15 protein-coding genes and 1 pseudogene are annotated in these 17,067 nt (G+C 70.5%); 8 read left to right on the top strand and 8 right to left on the bottom strand.

All coding sequences use genetic code 11. From position 1 onward, the window contains the following. Positions 1 to 68 precede the first annotated feature (68 nt). Both AB0C20_RS14785 and AB0C20_RS14780 read right to left on the bottom strand, forming a co-directional pair. Positions 69 to 3,530, bottom strand: a complete 3,462-nt coding sequence (locus tag AB0C20_RS14785) for an alpha-glucuronidase family glycosyl hydrolase (RefSeq protein WP_357568162.1) — start codon at positions 3,528 to 3,530, stop codon at positions 69 to 71. Positions 3,531 to 3,674: 144 nt separating this feature from the next. Further along, positions 3,675 to 4,757 (bottom strand): LacI family DNA-binding transcriptional regulator, encoded by a 1,083-nt coding sequence (locus tag AB0C20_RS14780; RefSeq protein WP_357568161.1) that lies wholly within the window; start codon positions 4,755 to 4,757, stop codon positions 3,675 to 3,677. A gap of 185 nt (positions 4,758 to 4,942) precedes the next feature. On the opposite strand from AB0C20_RS14780, the gene AB0C20_RS14775 reads away from it, so the two are divergent. The 4 genes from AB0C20_RS14775 to AB0C20_RS14760 are packed head-to-tail and all read left to right on the top strand — an operon-like array spanning position 4,943 to position 9,052. Beyond that, the gene (locus AB0C20_RS14775; protein ID WP_357185495.1) at positions 4,943 to 6,163 is read left to right on the top strand and encodes an extracellular solute-binding protein; all 1,221 of its coding nucleotides are present in this window, start codon (positions 4,943 to 4,945) and stop codon (positions 6,161 to 6,163) included. Then, on the top strand, positions 6,160 to 7,272 hold the full coding sequence (locus AB0C20_RS14770; protein WP_357568160.1) for an ABC transporter ATP-binding protein: 1,113 nt from the start codon (positions 6,160 to 6,162) through the stop codon (positions 7,270 to 7,272). The genes AB0C20_RS14775 and AB0C20_RS14770 overlap by 4 nt, the downstream gene beginning before the upstream one ends. Then, on the top strand, positions 7,269 to 8,162 hold the full coding sequence (locus AB0C20_RS14765) for an ABC transporter permease (RefSeq protein WP_357568159.1): 894 nt from the start codon (positions 7,269 to 7,271) through the stop codon (positions 8,160 to 8,162). Before AB0C20_RS14770 ends, AB0C20_RS14765 begins: the two co-directional genes overlap by 4 nt. Continuing rightward, positions 8,162 to 9,052, top strand: a complete 891-nt coding sequence (locus AB0C20_RS14760; RefSeq protein ID WP_357185504.1) for an ABC transporter permease — start codon at positions 8,162 to 8,164, stop codon at positions 9,050 to 9,052. Before AB0C20_RS14765 ends, AB0C20_RS14760 begins: the two co-directional genes overlap by 1 nt. Positions 9,053 to 9,079: 27 nt before the next feature. Here the strand turns inward: AB0C20_RS14760 and AB0C20_RS14755 are convergent, their stop codons facing one another. Continuing rightward, positions 9,080 to 10,663 carry a gluconokinase gene (locus AB0C20_RS14755; RefSeq protein ID WP_357568158.1) on the bottom strand — a complete coding sequence of 528 codons (1,584 nt, stop codon included), beginning with the start codon at positions 10,661 to 10,663 and terminating at the stop codon, positions 9,080 to 9,082. A gap of 183 nt (positions 10,664 to 10,846) precedes the next feature. Beyond that, positions 10,847 to 11,038, bottom strand: a complete 192-nt coding sequence (locus AB0C20_RS14750; protein ID WP_196927112.1) for a hypothetical protein — start codon at positions 11,036 to 11,038, stop codon at positions 10,847 to 10,849. A 498-nt stretch (positions 11,039 to 11,536) separates the two neighbouring features. On the opposite strand from AB0C20_RS14750, the gene AB0C20_RS14745 reads away from it, so the two are divergent. Further along, complete coding sequence (locus AB0C20_RS14745) at positions 11,537 to 11,848, top strand: hypothetical protein (RefSeq protein WP_357568157.1); 312 nt, start codon at positions 11,537 to 11,539, stop codon at positions 11,846 to 11,848. A 12-nt stretch (positions 11,849 to 11,860) separates the two neighbouring features. Beyond that, positions 11,861 to 12,628: a class I SAM-dependent methyltransferase gene (locus AB0C20_RS14740; protein ID WP_357568156.1), complete on the top strand. Its 768-nt coding sequence runs from the start codon at positions 11,861 to 11,863 to the stop codon at positions 12,626 to 12,628. 13 nt (positions 12,629 to 12,641) lie between these two features. Here the strand turns inward: AB0C20_RS14740 and AB0C20_RS14735 are convergent, their stop codons facing one another. The 3 genes from AB0C20_RS14735 to AB0C20_RS14725 form a co-directional block, all read right to left on the bottom strand. Beyond that, a complete protein-coding gene (locus AB0C20_RS14735; RefSeq protein WP_357185528.1) occupies positions 12,642 to 13,355 on the bottom strand; it encodes a hypothetical protein in 714 nt (237 codons plus the stop codon). 106 nt (positions 13,356 to 13,461) lie between these two features. Beyond that, positions 13,462 to 14,124, bottom strand: a complete 663-nt coding sequence (locus tag AB0C20_RS14730) for a response regulator transcription factor (RefSeq protein ID WP_357185531.1) — start codon at positions 14,122 to 14,124, stop codon at positions 13,462 to 13,464. A gap of 25 nt (positions 14,125 to 14,149) precedes the next feature. Next, on the bottom strand, positions 14,150 to 15,280 hold the full coding sequence (locus tag AB0C20_RS14725; protein ID WP_357185534.1) for a sensor histidine kinase: 1,131 nt from the start codon (positions 15,278 to 15,280) through the stop codon (positions 14,150 to 14,152). Between the two features lie 144 nt (positions 15,281 to 15,424). Between AB0C20_RS14725 and AB0C20_RS14720 the strand changes: the two genes are divergently transcribed. Both AB0C20_RS14720 and AB0C20_RS14715 read left to right on the top strand, forming a co-directional pair. Then, the gene (locus AB0C20_RS14720; RefSeq protein ID WP_357185537.1) at positions 15,425 to 16,420 is read left to right on the top strand and encodes a carboxymuconolactone decarboxylase family protein; all 996 of its coding nucleotides are present in this window, start codon (positions 15,425 to 15,427) and stop codon (positions 16,418 to 16,420) included. Positions 16,421 to 16,430: 10 nt separating this feature from the next. Next, the gene (locus AB0C20_RS14715; protein ID WP_357185540.1) at positions 16,431 to 16,883 is read left to right on the top strand and encodes a DUF6220 domain-containing protein; all 453 of its coding nucleotides are present in this window, start codon (positions 16,431 to 16,433) and stop codon (positions 16,881 to 16,883) included. Positions 16,884 to 16,977: 94 nt separating this feature from the next. Here AB0C20_RS14715 and AB0C20_RS14710 read toward each other — a convergent pair. Further along, positions 16,978 to 17,067: pseudogene (locus AB0C20_RS14710) on the bottom strand (ATP-binding cassette domain-containing protein); the annotation flags it as partial.

Raw genomic sequence — 17,067 nt, 5'->3', positions numbered from 1 at the left:
CAGGCCAGAGCCGTCGAGCCGCACGTTGGCCGGGTCCGGCGTGTCACCGGCCCCGGCCAACGGGCGGGCTAGCGGATACGCTCGCCGCGGCTCTCGATCCGGAAGTAGTCGAAGGCGACGTCGAGGTCGGTGGAGGTGCCGGCCCGGTTGAAGGCCAGCAACCCGGCCTTCGTCGGCTCGACGTTGAGCGTCGTGGAGCCGATGTAGCGGTAGACGCTTCCGTCGGTGGAGTAGTAGGCGCGGTAGCTGTCCCCGATCTTGGTCAGTCGCAGCCAGATGGCGCCGTCGGCCCCGACGATCCGCTGGGCGTCGGCGCCGGTGATCTCCAGGGTGGACGCCGTGCCGTTCTGCTCGCGAAGGAAGACGATCCGGGTCTTGTTGACGGCGGCGGTCGCGTTGCCCATCTCCCAGGCGAGCTTCACGTAGTTGTTGTCGTCCGCATACGCGAGCACACCGCCCTGCTCGTTGTTCGTGGCGAGTGGGCGGGAGAAGACGACCCGGGATTCGAGCGTCCAGTCGCCGTCGACGTCCTGGAGGGCCAGGTTCCGCGCGGTGTTGGTGTTGCCCTGGAGGTCGCCCTGCTGCGCGGTGACGATCAGGGATCCGTCGGCCAGACGTCGGTTGCTCTCGTCCGGCCGGACCCACTGCCACTGCGAGCCGAGTTGGGTCGAACTGAACTCGTCGCTGCCGGCGAGGGTGGTGTTCAGGTCCACTGTGTAGACCGACGAGGAGCCGCCGTTGGTGACGGTGACCCGAGCCTGCCCGGTGGGGCTGGTCGCCTGCTCGACAGCGACAGTGGCGGCGGGGTCGGCGGCGCTGGCGGTGACCGTCGGCACGGTAGTCGTGCCGGCCGGCGCGAGGGCGTTGTAGCGCAGCACCGTCGGCGCGAAGGACGCCAGACGCTTGCCGTTGACGCGCACTGCCGTCAGCGTCGTGTCGGGCACCAGGTTGAAGACGTAGTTCTTCACCAGCGGGCCGAAGAAGCTCTCGGTCGTGACCTTGACGACCGCCTGACCGGGTACGCCGGCCGCCTGGGAGATGATCTCGTAGCGGGCCTTCCGGTCGGCCGTCCGCACCTTCGTGATGGTCGGCGACGCCCCGGCCGGCACCGGAATGGTGTACGAGGTGTCCGACAGGTTGAAGCCGCCGAACCTCTTCCCGTTCACCACGATCGTCGCCGACAGCGGCGCGTCGTCGACCGGGATGTCCCGCCCGCTGAACTCCTTCCAGTAGTTCACCGACGTGTCCCGCCAGTCGGCGGCGTCCGCCTCGTGCACCGCCAGCTTCGCGCGTACCTCGGCGAACCGGCGTGCGTCGATGTCGGGTTGGAGCGCGTCCCAGGTCTCCCGCATCCAGGTCACGTACTGCACGCCCATCTGGTAGCGGTAGACCAACTCGTCCCAGAACGTCCGGCCGCTGTCCATCCGATGGCCCCACGGCACGTGGTGGAACCACATCAGCAGGTTCTCCGGGACCGATTTGATGTTCCCGTAGCGCTGCTGCAACCGGGGGAAGTACTGGGCGGCCAGGTTGCTGCCGGTGGGGGAGCGGTCGAAGCCCAGACCGACGCTGTCGGCCTTGTTGTAGTAGATCGGGCTCCAGTCGTCGCGGCCCGCCCAGTCGGCGGGGTCGGGGCGGTAGTGGACGCCCTCGGCGAACTGGTGGCCGATGCCCAGCGGCGTCTGGTAGCTGACCAGCGACTCCCACGAGCCCATCATCATTTTGTGGATGGTGTCGACGACGCGCCTGTCGTTGCTCCAGGTCATCCGCGTCCAGTCGGTCGCGATGTCCGTCGAGTCGAGCGTCCAGTCCCACGCCTGACGTCCGAAGGCGAACAGGTTCGCCTGGGCGAAGTGGTGCCCGGTCAGGTTGTCCGCGTTACCGAGGTTCGCGACACCCACGATGGCGGTGTCCGGGTGGTGCTGGGCGGTCCCGTCGACGATGTTGCCGACCAGGCGCTTCTTGAGCAGCTTTCCGTTCGCGTCGGTCGCGTACGTGTCGGTCTTGAGGATCTCCTCGTACATCGGGCCGAGGTAGGCGAGCATCCAGTTCTGGCCGGTGTACTCCTGCGTGATCTGGAGTTCCAGGGCCTGGTTGGTGTTCTCCATCCGGCCGAACATCGGGTGGATGGGCTCCCGGGCCTGGAAGTCCAGTGGCCCGTTCTTGGTCTGGAGGAACACGTTGTCGGCGAAGCGTCCCCGGCTGCCGTCCGGCTGGACCTCGTCGTCGATCGGCCCGAACTCCAGGTAGGCCCGCTTGAGCCGGTCGTTGTCGACCTCGGCGTTGTAGACGAACGTCCGCCAGTGCACAGTCATCCCGAGCGGTGCCACAGCGGCGGCGATGGCGTTGGCGCCGTCACCGTGGTCGTACCCGAAGTCCTGTGGCCCCGGCTGGCCCTCGGAGTTGGCCTTGACGGTGAGGCCCATGAAGTCCGGGATCGCGGCCTGGATCTGCTGGGCGCGGCGGTGCCACCAGCCCCGGAAATCCGCGCCGTACGGATCGAGCTGGCTGTTGGTCAGCGTGTCCGGCGCGAACCGACCGTCGGTGGGCGCTGTGTAGCGGATCGACAGGCCCAGCCTGATGCCGTACGGACGCAGCGCGTCGGCCAGGGCGGCCTCCTGTGCGATGCGGGCGCTCGTCAGGTACGCGTTGTCGGCGTTGACGTTGTTGATGGTGATGCCGTTGATGCCCAGCGACGCCAACGCGCGGGCCATGACGAGGTAGCGGTCGAGAATGACGGGCAGGTTCCGGCCGGCGCTGGCACCGGTGGCGGCGAAGTTGAAGATCGCCCCGCTCTCCCCGTTCAGCCCGCCGATTCCGGAGGCGTTGTTGCCCGCGTAGAGACGCTCGGTCTCCCAGTTGTTCAGCAACCGATGCTTGATCTTCGGTGACTCCGCGACGCGGAGGTGGTCGATGGGTTTCTGAGTCTGGAGCAGCCGGAGGAAGGCGAAGGTGCCGTACAGCGCGCCGAGGTCGGTGTTGCCGGCGATGACTGTGAAGCGTGCCCCGCCCCTCGACACCGACCGGACGAGGTAGCCCTCGTCGCCCACTTTGGCCAGGTCGCGGGTCGCGATGGTGCGGCCCACCAGCGGCGAACTCGTCGGCGTGCCCACCACTACCGCGCCGTCGGGGACCGTGCCGCCGTCGACAGTCGCCACTGGTGTCGGTTGGTCGAGCAGCCCGCCCAGACCGCGGACCAGTTCGTCCCGGGCGGCGCCCAGCGTGGTCTCGACGAGCTTCTCGCTGGAATCGGGGGCCATGGCGAGGTCCGTCGTGTGCCGGTGGACGGTCGTGGCGTCGGCGTTCTCGACCACGATCGCCGTGGCCGCGCTGCGGTAGTCACGCAGCAGCTTCGCGTCGTCCACCGGTACGTACCGCAGCCACAGGTCGGAGCCGTTGTAGTCGTCCGGCGACGGGGCCGCGGCGACCGGCGTGGTGGTGGCGACGGTGAGGGTGGCCGCGACGGTGGCCAATGCCGTGCCCAGCACGATGAGGGTTCGCCGTAGCCGGGGCACCGAAGCTCGGTTCATCGCCATCTCCTCGTTCGCTGGGGACGCCGTTTGGCCCGTCCCGCGAGCGCAACGACGTTGCTGGATGGATCCGCGTCGATCCTTCCCGGCGTGGCTCCGCCCCGGCAACGAGTTGTCGTTTCTTGTCGCGGGGCCGCGCGGCCCTCACGGCAGGCGGACCGCCGGGCCGGGAACGGGCCGCTGCCGCACCCACCCCGGTCGCGCCCGACCGGGGCTCGGGTTGCGGGCGGCCGTCGAGTCGCGGACCACGAGGCGTACCGGCAGGACCATCGGCCGGCCGGTGTGCCCGGGCGCGCCGTCGATCATCGTGAGCAGGTGCCGGGTGGCGGCCGAGCCCTCCGCGTAGAGCGGTGCCGCGACGGTGGTGAGCCCGGGGGTGACGATGTCGGCGGCGAGGATGTTGTCGAAGCCCACGACGCTGACGTCGCCCGGAACGTTGACGCCCATCCGGCTGAGACCGCGGATGATCCCGATGGCCATCTGGTCGTTGAAGGCCAGGACCGCCGTCGCGGGACGCGCGCACAGCTCCTGCGCGGCCCGCTCACCGCCCGCCAGGGTGGGGCTGAACGGCCCGATCTGGCGCACCTTGATCTCCAACTCCATGCCGGCTTCGAGCAGCGAGCGCCAGCGCACACCGTTGGGCCAGGATGCCTGCGGCCCCGCGACGTAGGTGATGTGGTCGTGTCCCAACTCGCCGAGGTGCTCGGCGGCCCGCCGCACGCCGCGCGGGTCGTCAGTGACGACGCACGGCACGTCGGCGAGGGCGCGGTTGAGGACCACCACCGGCCGCTGCTTGGCGACCATCCGGATGGCCGAGTCGGACATTCGGCTGCTGGCCAGCACGATGCCGTCGACTGTCGGCATGGTGCGTTCGACGGCCGCCCGTTCCAGCCGGTCGGACTCCTGGGCGTCGATCAGCACCGTGGTGTATTCGCCGTCGGCGGCCACCTCCTGCGCGCCGCGCACGATCTCGGCGTACACCGGGTTGGTGATGTCGGCGATGACCAGCGCGATCATCTGCGTACGCGACGTGGTGAGGGCGCGAGCGAGGGGGTTGGTCCGGTAGCCCAATCGCTCGGCGACCTGCCGGATCCGTTCGGCGGTCTCGGAGTTGACGCGACTCGGTCGGGAGAAGGCGCGGGACACGGTGGACGGTGAGACGTCCGCCTCGAGGGCGACGTCGTAGATCGTGACTCGCTGTCCCGGCGGCCTGGTGTGGTCGGGCATCTGCATGCTCCTCCCGGCTACGCGCCGTGATCATGGTATGGCGGCCGTGAATACTCGGCAATGCCCCCGCAACAATCCAGCGGTCCGATCACATTCGCGCGAGGCAATACATGGCAACCCGTTGCCGCCGCGCCGCGCCGGCTGCCTCAATCAGCACTGATGACACCTGGCGGAGGGAACGGCTCATGGGTATCTCGCGGCGCGGCGCTCTCCTGGTCACGGCATCGTCGCTCCTGGTGGGCACTGTCGGGTGCGGGGCACCCGAGGCCCCCGGCGACAACACTGGCGACAGCACCGGTGAGGTGCCACAGCGGCCCGGTAAGGCCGTCACGCTCAACGTCCTCGACGTGGCGGGAAACCTCCAGCTGACCCAGGGGATGATCGACGAGTTCGTCTCGAAGAACCCCGACGTGATCTCCCGGGTGACCTATTCGAAGGCGCCGGCGCCCGAGCTGGCCGGGAAGATCAAGGCCCAGCAGGGGGCGGACCGGGTGGACATCGGTCTCGTGCTGACCGGCGTCGACGGCCTGGCCGCCGGGATCGAGCAGGGGCTCTGGATCGACGTGTTGCCGACCTTCCAGGACCGCCTCGGCGGCATGAGCAACTACCTGGAGCCGGCCGCCGCGATGCAGAAGCTCGCCGGCAACGCGGGCGTCACAGTCACCTACTACCCGTCGGGTCCGCTGCTCGAATACCTGCCGTCCCGCCTGGCGACGCCACCCACCAGCGCGGACGCGCTGCTCGCCTGGGCCAGGGCCAACCCCCGCAAATTCCAGTACGCCCGGCCGGCCAACTCCGGCCCGGGGCGCACGTTCCTGATGGGTCTGCCCTACATCCTCGGCGACTCGAACCCCAAGGACCCCACAGCGGGCTGGGACAAGACGTGGGCCTTCCTCAAGGAGCTGGGCCAGTACGTCGACTACTACCCGTCCGGCACCACCGAGACGATGAAGAACCTCGCCAACGGCACCGCGCACCTGATCGTCAGCACGACCGGTTGGGACATCAATCCTCGGGTGCTCGGCACGGTGCCCAAGGAGGCCAGGATCACCCCGATCGACGGCTTCCACTGGGTCACCGACGCGCACTACGCGGTCCTGCCCAAGGGCGTGTCGACCGACACCCAGGCCGCCGTGCTGGCCCTGCTGGCGTTCATGCTCACCCCTGAACAGCAGGCGAAGGCGTACGACGAGGGGTACTTCTACCCCGGCCCGGCGATCAAGGAGGTCCAGCTCTCGTCGGCGCCGCAGAAGAGCCAGGACGCGATCCGGGAGTTCGGTCGCCCCGAGTACGACGCCCTGATCGCCGGAAACCCGACCGAGGTTCCGCTCGACGCGAAGAGCCTCGTGGCGGCGTTCAGCCGCTGGGACCGCGAGGTCGGCGGCGGCAAGGTCAAGCAGGGATGAGCGCGTTCTCCCAGCTGCGGCTGGACGGGGTGTCCCGCCGGTTCGGCGGCCAGGCCGCCCTCACCGGGCTGGACCTGACGATCGAGGCGGGGGAGTTCATCGCCCTGCTCGGCCCGTCCGGCTGCGGCAAGTCGACGGCGTTGAACTGCCTGGCCGGGCTGCTGCCGTTGACGGAGGGGAGCATCTGGCAGGACGAGCGCCGTATCGACACGTTGCCACCGGAGCGGCGCGGCTTCGGCATGGTGTTCCAGAGCTACGCGCTCTTTCCGCACCTGACGGTCCGGGCGAACATCGCCTTCGGGCTGCGGATGCGGCGGCTGCCCAAGGAGGAGACGCGCCGGCGTACGGAGGAGGCGGTGCGGCTGGTGCGACTGGAGGACCACGTCGACAAGCTGCCCGGTCAGCTCTCGGGTGGCCAGCAGCAACGCGTCGCCATCGCTCGCGCCGTCGTGTTCGAGCCGTCGCTGGTGTTGATGGACGAGCCGTTGAGCAATCTCGACGCCAAGCTGCGCCTGGAGATGCGGACCGAGATCCGCCGGCTGCACCAGTCGTTGGGGCTCACCACCGTCTACGTGACCCACGACCAGGAGGAGGCGCTGTCCCTGGCCGACCGGCTGGTGGTGCTGCGGGAGGGGCGGGTGCAGCAGATCGGCTCACCGCGTGAGCTGCACACCCGGCCCGCGAACTGGCACGTCGCCGACTTCATGGGCTACCGCAACCTGTGGCGGGGGCGGGTGGAGCAGCTCGACGGGCCCCGCGCCGCCGTCGAGTCGTCCGGCCATCGCCTGACCGGCGAGGTGGTGGGGGACCTCCATACCGGGGCGGACGCCGTGGTCGCCGTACGCCCCGAGGACATCCGCGTGGACGGGCCCGGCGAGACCCGCAACGCCATGTCGGCGACCGTCGAGGTGGTGGAGTACCAGGGCCGCGAGTTGGCCGCCGAAGCCCGCACCGACAGCGGGCTGCTGCTGCACCTGCGGACCGAGCAGCGGATCGCGCCGGGCGACCAGGTCAAGCTCGCCGTCGATCCGCAGCGGCTGCTGGTCTATCCCGCCGAGGCGTCGACGGAGCCCGAACGCCTCGCGGACGCTGCGGCGGCGACGCGGTGAGCGGGCCCGGGAGGCCGCTGACGCACTGGCGGCACCGTCTCGCCGAACGGGGCGTCGACCGTCAGCTCTGGTTGCTGGTCCCGGCTCTGGTCTTCGTCATCGCCCTGTTCCTCTACCCGTTCTTCTACGGGCTGACGCTCTCGTTCCAGCCGACCAGTGGCGGGCCGTTCAGCGACTACGCCCGGTTCTTCTCCGACTCCTACGAGCGCGGCACGATCTGGATCACGCTGCGGATCGCGTTGCCCGCCGCGCTCCTGAACGTCCTCGCCGCGGTGCCGATCGCCTACCGGATGCGCGGCCGGTTCCGGGGCAAGCGACTGGTCACCACGCTGCTGGTAGTGCCGATCACGCTCGGCACTGTCCTCACCGCGCAGGGGTTGCTGAACTTCCTCGGCCCGACCGGCTGGTTCAACCGGATCCTGCTGGCCAGCAACCTCGTCGACGAGCCGGTACGGCTGACCCACAACTACTGGGGCGTGTTCTTCTCGCTGGTGATCACCGGCTTTCCATTCGCGTTCCTGCTGGTGCTCTCGTACCTGTCCGGCATCGACCCGACCCTGGAACGGGCGGCCGCGACGCTGGGCGCGGACTGGCGTCGGCGGTTCACCCGGATCACCCTGCCGCTGCTGATGCCGGGCCTCGCCACGACCTTCTGCCTGACGTTCGTCCTGGCGTTCAGCGTGTTCCCGTCTGCCGTTCTGGTCGGCAACCCCGCCGGGGAGACCCGGGTCATCTCCCTCGCCGCCTACCAGGCCGCCTACGAGCAGTACGACTACCCGTACGCGTCGGCGATCGCCATGATCATGGGCTTCGTCGAGCTGGTCATCATCGCTGTGGTGCTGGCCGCTCGCAGCCGCTTCTACACCGGCTCCACCGGAGGCAAGGGCTGATGGCAACGACCACCCAGGCCCCACCAGCGCGGCCCTCCGCCACCAGCACCGACCGGCGGCGGCGCATCACCGCGCGCCCGGCCGCCTGGATCGTGTGGGGCGTCGTCATCTTCTTCTTCCTCAACCTGCTCGGCGTCGTGGCGTCCGTGCTGGTCAGCTCGTTCGGCCAGCGCTGGTTCGACACCTGGCTCCCGGACGGCTACACCACAAGCTGGTACGCCCGAGCCTGGGACGAGTTCGCGCTCCTCCAGGTCATCGTCGTGACGCTGGAGGTCTCCGTACTCGTCGTGGGCCTCTCGCTGGTGATCGGCGTGCCGGCCGCCTACGCCCTCGCGCGGCGCTCGTTCCCCGGCAAACGGCTGATCTTCCTCGTGTTCCTGCTGCCCATCCTGATGCCCCCGATCACGTACGGCATCCCGCTGGCGACAGTCCTCTACAAGTTCGGCCTGGCCGGGCACATGTCCGGGGTGGTGCTCGCCAACCTCGTGCCGTCGGTGCCCTTCGTCATCCTGACCATGACCCCGTTCATCGAGCAGATCGACCCCAGGATCGAGAGCGCCGCGCGCATGTGCGGCGCGGGCCTGCGGACGGTGTTCCTCCGGGTCCTCACGCCGCTGCTCGTGCCGGGCATCCTCGCCTCCGCGATCCTCGTGCTGGTCCGCACCGTGGGCATGTTCGAGCTCACCTTCCTGACCGCGGGGCCGGACTCGCAGACCCTGGTGGTGGCGCTCTACTACTCGATGTCCGCGTCCGGGATCAGGGCTCAGCAGTCGGTCGACGCCATGGCGGTCATCTACACCTCGATGATGCTCGTCCTGCTCGTCGTCGCGCTGCGCTACGTCAACCCGACGCAACTGGTGGCGCGGGTCAAGGACGAGCCGGAGCACTGAGGCCGACGCCGGCGTCGAGCGTTTCGGTCATCCGCGCATGGCGCCGCGGGGCAACGCGTCGGTCCGCCGGTCGATGCCCGGGCCGGCTGCCACCTCGTCGAGGATCTCACCCATCCGGCCCGCGACCGTGATGAGAGCGGGCAGTTTCGTCCGCAGACCGCGGTACGCCGCGGCGAGGGCAGGGTCGACCGCGATCGGCTCGGTGCGGGCACCCTCGGGATCGAGCTGGGCGACGGCCCCGGGCAGATCGGGGGCCAGGCCGATGGCGAAGAGCCCGAGCGCGGCCGCACCGAGGGCGACGTCGTCGGCCGCACCTGACGCCCGCACCGGGCAATCCAGGACCGCGGCCATCACCGCACGCCACAGCGGAGATCGGAACGCGCCACCGCTCAGGCGAACGCTGCTGACCGGTGTCAGCTCGGCCAGGCGGTCACGGACGCCGCCGAGCTGGAGGCAGACACCCTCCACGGCGGCCCGTACCAGGTGACCGCGAGAGTGCTCGCTGCGCAACCCCAGGTACGCGCCCGGCGGGACAGATTCCCCCTCCGGGGTCCGGTCGGCCAGCAGATAGGGCAGCATCACCAGTCCGTCGCTTCCCGGGGCGATCCGTTCGGCGAGAGCCAGGAGCTCGGGCGCGGCGAGCTGGTCATCGAACGCCGGGCGACTGTCGGGTTCGAGGACGCTACCGGCCCACCGTACGACGTTGCCGCCGTTGTTGACCGTCTCGCCGACTACCCAGGCGTCCTCGGTCAGCGCAGCGCAGGAGAAGGTCTCCGTGGGGTCGACGAGCGGAGCCGCGACGACCGTTCGCAGGGCGCCGGTGGCCGCGAGCGTCAGACCGGCGACGGTGCTGTCGATCGCCGCCATGCCCAGGCTGCTCGACGGACCGTTGCCCGCGCCCACGACGACAGGTGTGCCGGACGGCAGGCCGACCGCCTGCCCGGCCGCCGAGGAGAGCCGCAACACGCCCGTCGTGGGCAGGACCGGGGGCAGTTGGCTGCGGGACACCCCGACCAGGTCGAGTACGGCCGGACTCCACACTCGCCGGTGCACGTCGAACAGGCCGGTGCCGGACGCCGACGACAGCTCGGTCACCAACGTCCCTGTCAGCCGATGGACCAGGTAGTCCTTCAGGCCGATCCACCACCGCGTCGTGGCGCAGAGGTACGGCTCGTGGCGGGCGAACCAGATGAGCTTGCACAGCGGGCTTCCTGGGTGCACGGGCGTGCCGGTAACGCGGTGCAGCTCTCGGCTCTGGCCGGAGATCCGCAGTTCGCGGGCCACCTCCGCGGACCGCGTGTCACGCCCGGTCAGCAGCGGCGTCACCGGGCTGAGTGTCGCGTCCAGCCCGATCACGCCGTACCTGGGGGAGCTGATCGCGAGGGCCACGACCTCCGCCCCGGCGGTGTCGGCGACACACGCGGACACCGCCGCCAGGGTGGCCGCCACTAGCACGTCGGGGTCCTGGACGTGCCAGCCGGGCAGCGGTTGGAGCAGCGGGTACGCCAGCGTCCGAACGTGTCGGGCGGAGCCGTCCAGCGCGAACGCGCCCGCCCGCACAAGGGTGGTGCCCACGTCGACCCCGAGGATGACACGACGCTCCGGCCCCATGAGCACATGGTCGAGCGGCGTTCGGCGGGTGGGCAAGCGGTTGCGCGCAGTTGTCGTGTCGTGTGCCAAGAGAACCGGCACGCAAGAGCCGAAGCCCTTCACTCCACCCGGCACCGGACGGTCTGACGTCAGACTGAGACGTCCTCGTGCCGGGGGCACTCTGCGTTCTGGCCCGAGTTGGCGTCAGTCCTCGTCCGTCGGGCTGGGACGGTTCTTGGCGATCCAAGCTCGAACAGCCTTGCCATCCCAGACGCGGCCCATGCTCAAGGTGGCGAGGGGGTCGGGGAATCCCTTGCGGCCCACGATGATCGTGGCGCGCTGCTTGCTGATCCCACCAAGCAAGTCGCGGATCTCATCCAGCCCAAGCAGCTCCACGATCTGACGGTATGAGCCCTGGGGATTGCCTCAGGCGAAACTGGGCGAGACAATCCCTTCAGGGGTTGCCTTCGTACAACTCCCCGTGATGCCATGGGTGAATGACCCGACGCGTCACTTTCGCGGAGTATCTGACGGCCGTAGCCCTGACCCTGGCTCGCAGGCATGAGCCGGTGTGGTCATGGATCAAGTGGCGGAACGTCTGCAAGTGCGGGAACGAGTTGCCGTGTCGCGCCAGACACAAGATCCCGATCAACCGGGGTCACTGGCCGGGGGAGAGCCGATGAGCGCACACGGACCCGTCCTCCCGCTGTGGCTGTGCGAGGCATGCGAGCGCCCTTGGCCATGTCCCACACGCCGCGCAGAGCTGCTGGGGGAGTACGCCACCTCGCCGGTGGCTCTCCGGATTTACCTGGGATTGCACCTGGTGGCAGCTACGCAGGACATGTCCTGGGCTCCTGCTGACGCTGTGCACCGCAGGTTTCTCGGCTGGCTGGCATGAAGGCCGGCGACTTGTTGATCGTGGGGCGAGAAGCCAGCGTGCAGTTCATCCGCCCCATCCGGTTCCGTGTGATCCGCGTACTCGACTGGATCACCTACGACGAGTGGATCTGGCTCGACGGGTACCAGCTCGACGACCGAGGTGACGCAGTGGCGCGACGGTCGATCTTCGTCATGAAGGCAGGGTTACGCATCCAACGGCGGACCGCCCTGGCGGGTGTGCAACCGGGGCGGTCCAGTTCGCGCACTCCAGCGCGCAGCCGACCCGGTTTGGGCGCAGAAGATCGAGCCTCGCGGCGCGGGTGGTGACAGGATTGGCGCATGCCTGCTCGCGCACTGAGCTTCGGGATGGTGGCCGAACAGTACGAACGGTACCGACCGGGCTACCCCGCCGAGCTTGTCGATGTGGTGCTGACGTACCCGGGCCGGCCGATTCGTACGGCCCTGGAAATCGGCGCCGGAACCGGCAAGGCGACCCGGCTGTTCGCCGGAGCGGGCGTCACTGTCACAGCGACCGAGCCGGACCGGGCCATGCTCGCCGAGCTGCGCAAGCACGTGCCAGCAGGCGTCGAGACCGTGCGGGCCGCATTCGAGGACCTGCGGCCGGGCGCGACGTACCACCTGGTCTACGCGGCGGCGGCACTGCACTGGACGACACCGGAGGGGCGATGGTCGCGGATGGCCGCGCTGCTGGAACCCGGCGGGGTGTTCGCCTCGTTCGGCGGACCAACCCAGCTGGTCGACCCGGCGGTGGCGGACGCTGTCCGCGCCGCCCGGGCGCCCTTCCTGGAGAGCGACGAGATTCCTTCTCCCGACGGCACGCCGCCGGGGCAGGCCATGCAGTGGCCGGGCACGGAACTTCAACGCTCCGAATGGTTCACCGATGTGCGGCAGACCGTGATCGAGCGTCGGCTGACGATGAGCGCGCGCGACTACGTCGGACACCTGTCGACGATCTCGGCGTATCTCGAGCTGCCGACCTCGACGCAGGAGCAGGTCTTCCGCCAGATCGAGCGGATCCTGCCCGAGACGGTCGAGCTTTCCGCCGACATCGTCGTGCACCTCGCCCGTCGGCGCCCCGAGCAGTAGCGCCCGCCGGCGCTCAGACCAGGAACTCCTCGCGCATCCGCGCGCCCAGGTTGATCCCGCCCACCGCCCGAGGGCTGGCCGGATCGTGCACGGCGACGGTGTTGTTACGACGCATCAGCTCCCGGACCGCGGGCGGCAGCCGCGGCGGGTCGTCCATGGCCGCGAGGACCCGCCCGGCACTGACGATCAGTCGATCGGCCAGGGTGGCGGCGTCGGTGTCCACCCGCACCCGGCCGTACTCCCAGCCGGAGGTGGTCAGGTCGAGCACCTCGAACACGCGGGTCACCAGCGGGTTCGGGTCGGTCACCCGGTCGAGCCGGGGCGCCCGGTTGCCGACCACTGTGACGGCGGCGGCCACCTGCGCGTACGGGTGGAAGCCGCACGGCAACGCGAACAGCGGCCAGCGCAGGGCCGGGCCCGCCTCCTTCCACAGCGGCCGGTAGTTGCGGCGGTGCACCAGCAGCCGCCGGCCGGTCCGTCGGTGGATCTCCTGGGCCTGGGCCTGAAGGTCCACGTGGGCCTCGTCGGCGACCTGACTCACGATCCGGGTCGCCACCACCAGGCCGTCGTCACTGTCGAGCGAACCGGTGAGCGCGTCGACCTGCTCGGTGAACCGGATCCGCGCGTGGGGGCCGTACCGGGAGTGGACGTCGTGCAGCAGCGCCTGCTGGCGTCCCGGGTCGAGCTGGACCTTCCTACCGCCCAGCAATCGACGGAGCCAACGCATGTCGCCTCGATTCAGCAGAGCCGTCGCGGACGGCGGCAATGCTAGTGCGTCGACCGTCCCTCATGTTCCCAAGGGGGGTGATCGACTCCTGCCCCGGAGGCGGCGATCACCGCCGACGCGGCGTGATCAGCCCCGACTCGTACGCCCACACGACCAGCTGCGCCCGGTCGCGGCAGTGCAGCTTCGTCATCGCCCGGTTGACGTGTGTCTTGGCGGTCAGCGGACTGATCACCATGCGCGCGGCGATCTCGTCGTTGGTCAGCCCACGGGCGACCAGCTCGACGATCTCCTGCTCCCGGGCGGTCAGCACGTCGCGCCCGGCCGTCGGCACTGCCGGCGGTGGGCCGGCCACGAACTCACTGATCAGTGTGCGGGTGACGGTCGGCGCGAGCAGCGCGTCGCCGCGCGCGACGATGCTGACGGCGTGCAGCAGGTCGGCGGGGTCGGCGTCCTTGAGGAGAAAACCGCTGGCGCCCGCACGGAGGGCGGCGAACACATAGGAGTCGAGCCCGTAGTTGGTGAGGATGAGAACGCGGATCGCGGCGAGGTCGGGATCAGCGGCGATGCGCCGGGTGGCCTCGATGCCGTCGAGGCCCGGCATCTGCACGTCCATCAGGACGACGTCCGGGCGCAGGCACCGGGACAGGTGGACGGCCGAGGTGCCGTCGGTCGCCTCGCCGACGACCTCCAGGTGGTCCTCGGCGTCGAGCAGTGCCCGGAAGCCGGCTCGCATCAGCGCCTGGTCGTCGGCGATCAGCACCCGGATCATCAAGGCGTCTCCAGGCGGCGGGCGGTCATCGTGGGCCGTCCAGCGGGAAGGTGGCCCGTACGGTGAACCCGTGGTCGTCGTGCGCGGCGGTCCGCAGCGTGCCGCCCAGGGCGCTGACCCGTTCCCGCATGCCGCGGAGGCCCACGCCCGGGGTCAGCGGCTCAGCCGGCGACGCCTGACCGTCGTCGGTGACCGCGACGGTCAGCCCCGCCGGGGCGTACTCCACCTGGATGTGCGCGGTCGCGGGCCCGGCGTGGCGGGCCACGTTGGTGAGCGCTTCCTGGATGACCCGGTATCCGGCCTGGTCGACCTCGTCGGGCAGGGCCCCGCGCTGGCCGGTGACTGTCACCTGCACCGGTACGCCGACCGCCCGGGTCCGCTCGGCGAGCTCGTCCACCCGGGCCAGCCCGACCCGATCGCCGTCGGTCGGTGCGCGGAGGACGTCGAGGGTCGTACGGAGTTCCCGCATCGCGGCGCCGCTGGCCTCCTGGATCGCCAGCAGCGTTGCCGACGGCTCCTCGCCGTGTTTGCGGGCCAGGTGCACGGCGATCCCCGCCTGCACCTTGATCACCGAGATGCTGTGGGTCAGGGAGTCGTGCAGGTCGCGGGCGATGCGCAGCCGCTCCTCCCCGGCGCGCCGCAACGCCATCTCCTCGCGGGTGCGTTCGGCCTCGATGGCCCGCTGCTCGACCTGCTCCAGGTACGCCCGGCGCTGCCGCGCGACGAGCCCGGCGACGTTGGCCGCCACGAACCAGCCGAGCAGCAGGGCCGTCCGCTCGGCGACCAGCTGGCCTGGCCGGCCGGCCGGCGCCATCGAGATGTCGCGGGCCAGGAAGCTACCGAGGAAGGCGAGGCTGGCCACGGCGGCGGCCGACCGGTGTCCCTGCCAGGCGCTGACGTAGACCGCGCAGAGGACGGGGAACGCGGCGGACACCCCGGGGTGCACCCGGACGTGAACGGCCAGCATGGCGACGGTGACCACGCCCAGCGCCACCACCGGGTAGCGCCGGCACGCCGCCAGGGCCACCACAGTGGCCAGGACCAGGGCGACGTCGAGCACCTCGACCGGTGCGGCGTCCGGGGTGAGCACGGCGTTGCCGAGCAGGAGGAGGCCGAGGGCGAGACCGCCGAGGGCGTACGGGAGGTCGCGGCGCATTGTCGCACTGTAGAACGGCAGTCGTCGCTGGAGCATCCCGCGCGCGTGGTACCTGCGGCGTACCACGGACGCGGTATGAGCGGCGGGGCAAGTGTCTGCGGCGGCACGACGCTTTCCCGGCCCGCCGGAACAAGCATCGAGCCCATGACATACCGCTTCTTCACCCCCACGCCGACGAGAGCGGCCACGGGCCGCACCGCGGCCGTCTACCAACAGTTGCGCGACGACTTTCTCGGGCCGTTGCCGACCTTCCAGGCGCTCTCGGCAGTGCCGGAGGTGCTGGCCGCGACCTGGGCGCTGATGCGGGAGGCGCTGCTCGCCGGGGACGCGCCCCGGGTCGACCGCGAGCTCGTCGCGGCTACGGTGTCCCGGGCCAACCACTGTCAGTTCTGCGTCGACGCCCACGTGCTGCTGCTGCACGCGCTGGGCGTACCGAAGCTGGCCGAGGCCGTCGCCCGGGGCGAGACGCCCCCCGAGCCGAGGCACGCCGCGCTCGCCGGCTGGGCGCAGGCGAGCCGCAGCCCCAGAGCCGCCGACTGGACCAGCACCCACGGCCCGGAGATCACCGGCACCCTGCTCGCCTTCCACTTCATCAACCGGGTCGTCTCCGCGTTGCTCGACAGCGATCTGCTCCCCGGCGGCCTGCAACGCTCCCCGCTGGTGCGCTCAGTCGGGGGCCGGCTCTACGCCAGGGCGGCCCGGGAGTCCAAGGAGCCCGGCCGAAGCCTTCCGCTCCTCGACGCCGACCCGACGGCATCACCTCCCGCCTGGGCGGGGGACAGCCCGGTGGGCGTCGCCTACGCGTCGCTGCGGGACGCCGCCGTGCGGGGTGGGGATCTGCTGCTGGGCGACGTGGCGCGCGAGACCGTCACGGCCACCGTGCGCTGGGAGGACGGGCGGTTCCCGGCCCGGCCCGCGGACTGGGCCGTCGATCTGGTCCGGGACGTCCCGGGCAGGGACCGCATCGGGACGCGGATCGCGTTGCTGGCCGCGTTCGCGCCGGCCGCGATCAGCCCGGGCGACGTCGCTCTCTGGCGGCTCTCCCACCCCGCCGACGCCGACCTCGTGCGGGTGGTCGCGTACGGGGCGATCACCGCCACCGATCACGTCGCCCTGGCCCTCGCCTCGGCGCGCCTCTAGGAGGTAACCCATGCGCAAGGCTCTCGTCATCGTCAGCGCCGTGTTGCTCGTCGCGTTCGCCGTGCAGTTCGTCCTCGCCGCAGTGGGCGGGTTCACCAGACCCGCAGGCGAGGACGCGTACGCGCTGCACAGCGTCAACGGCATGGCGGTCATCCCGATTCTCACAGTGCTCACCGCGGTGTTAGCCGCACTGGCGAAGGCGCCGGGAAAGATCATCGGACTGGCGATCCTGCCGATCGGCCTCGTCATCCTCCAGCCGCTCATCGCCATGCTGGCCGAGGCGTCCACCGACGCGTCGGGTGTCAGCACCCCGCTCGGCCTGACCATCGGTGGGTTGCACGCGCTCAACGGAATCATCGCTGTGCACGTCGTGGTCGGCGTCCATCGAGCGGCGCGACAGCTGGCCGCCCCGGCTCCCGTCGCCGCGGCCCGGCTGGCCACCCGGGAAGGAGAGCCGGCGTGACCACCGGATCGCTGCTCGTGGCCGACCTCGTGATCGCGGTTCTCGCTGCCGCCGCCTGGCTGGGCGGTGGCGCCGCGTCCGCCGCCCGCCGCTCCTCCTGCTCGCCGGAGTCCTCGGGGAGCAGCCCGGCCAGCGCGGCGAGCAGGGTGCTCTTCCCAGCCCCCGAGGGCCCGAGAAGCAAAAC

Source organism: Micromonospora sp. NPDC048843 (genome assembly GCF_040649965.1).
In the GTDB taxonomy this organism is placed as follows: Bacteria; Actinomycetota; Actinomycetes; order Mycobacteriales; family Micromonosporaceae; genus Micromonospora; species Micromonospora hortensis.
The sequence above is the reverse complement of the archived record's forward strand: the minus strand, read 5'-3'. Positions and strand labels throughout refer to the sequence as shown.

Coding starts and splice junctions, on each gene's coding strand:
- AB0C20_RS14785 (WP_357568162.1), bottom strand. CDS start 3,530: ATGAACCGAGCTTCGGTGCCCCGGCTACGGCGAACCCTCATCGTGCTG.
- AB0C20_RS14780 (WP_357568161.1), bottom strand. CDS start 4,757: ATGCCCGACCACACCAGGCCGCCGGGACAGCGAGTCACGATCTACGAC.
- AB0C20_RS14775 (WP_357185495.1), top strand. CDS start 4,943: ATGGGTATCTCGCGGCGCGGCGCTCTCCTGGTCACGGCATCGTCGCTC.
- AB0C20_RS14770 (WP_357568160.1), top strand. CDS start 6,160: ATGAGCGCGTTCTCCCAGCTGCGGCTGGACGGGGTGTCCCGCCGGTTC.
- AB0C20_RS14760 (WP_357185504.1), top strand. CDS start 8,162: ATGGCAACGACCACCCAGGCCCCACCAGCGCGGCCCTCCGCCACCAGC.
- AB0C20_RS14755 (WP_357568158.1), bottom strand. CDS start 10,663: ATGGGGCCGGAGCGTCGTGTCATCCTCGGGGTCGACGTGGGCACCACC.
- AB0C20_RS14745 (WP_357568157.1), top strand. CDS start 11,537: ATGAAGGCCGGCGACTTGTTGATCGTGGGGCGAGAAGCCAGCGTGCAG.
- AB0C20_RS14740 (WP_357568156.1), top strand. CDS start 11,861: ATGCCTGCTCGCGCACTGAGCTTCGGGATGGTGGCCGAACAGTACGAA.
- AB0C20_RS14735 (WP_357185528.1), bottom strand. CDS start 13,355: ATGCGTTGGCTCCGTCGATTGCTGGGCGGTAGGAAGGTCCAGCTCGAC.
- AB0C20_RS14730 (WP_357185531.1), bottom strand. CDS start 14,124: ATGATCCGGGTGCTGATCGCCGACGACCAGGCGCTGATGCGAGCCGGC.
- AB0C20_RS14725 (WP_357185534.1), bottom strand. CDS start 15,280: ATGCGCCGCGACCTCCCGTACGCCCTCGGCGGTCTCGCCCTCGGCCTC.
- AB0C20_RS14720 (WP_357185537.1), top strand. CDS start 15,425: ATGACATACCGCTTCTTCACCCCCACGCCGACGAGAGCGGCCACGGGC.
- AB0C20_RS14715 (WP_357185540.1), top strand. CDS start 16,431: ATGCGCAAGGCTCTCGTCATCGTCAGCGCCGTGTTGCTCGTCGCGTTC.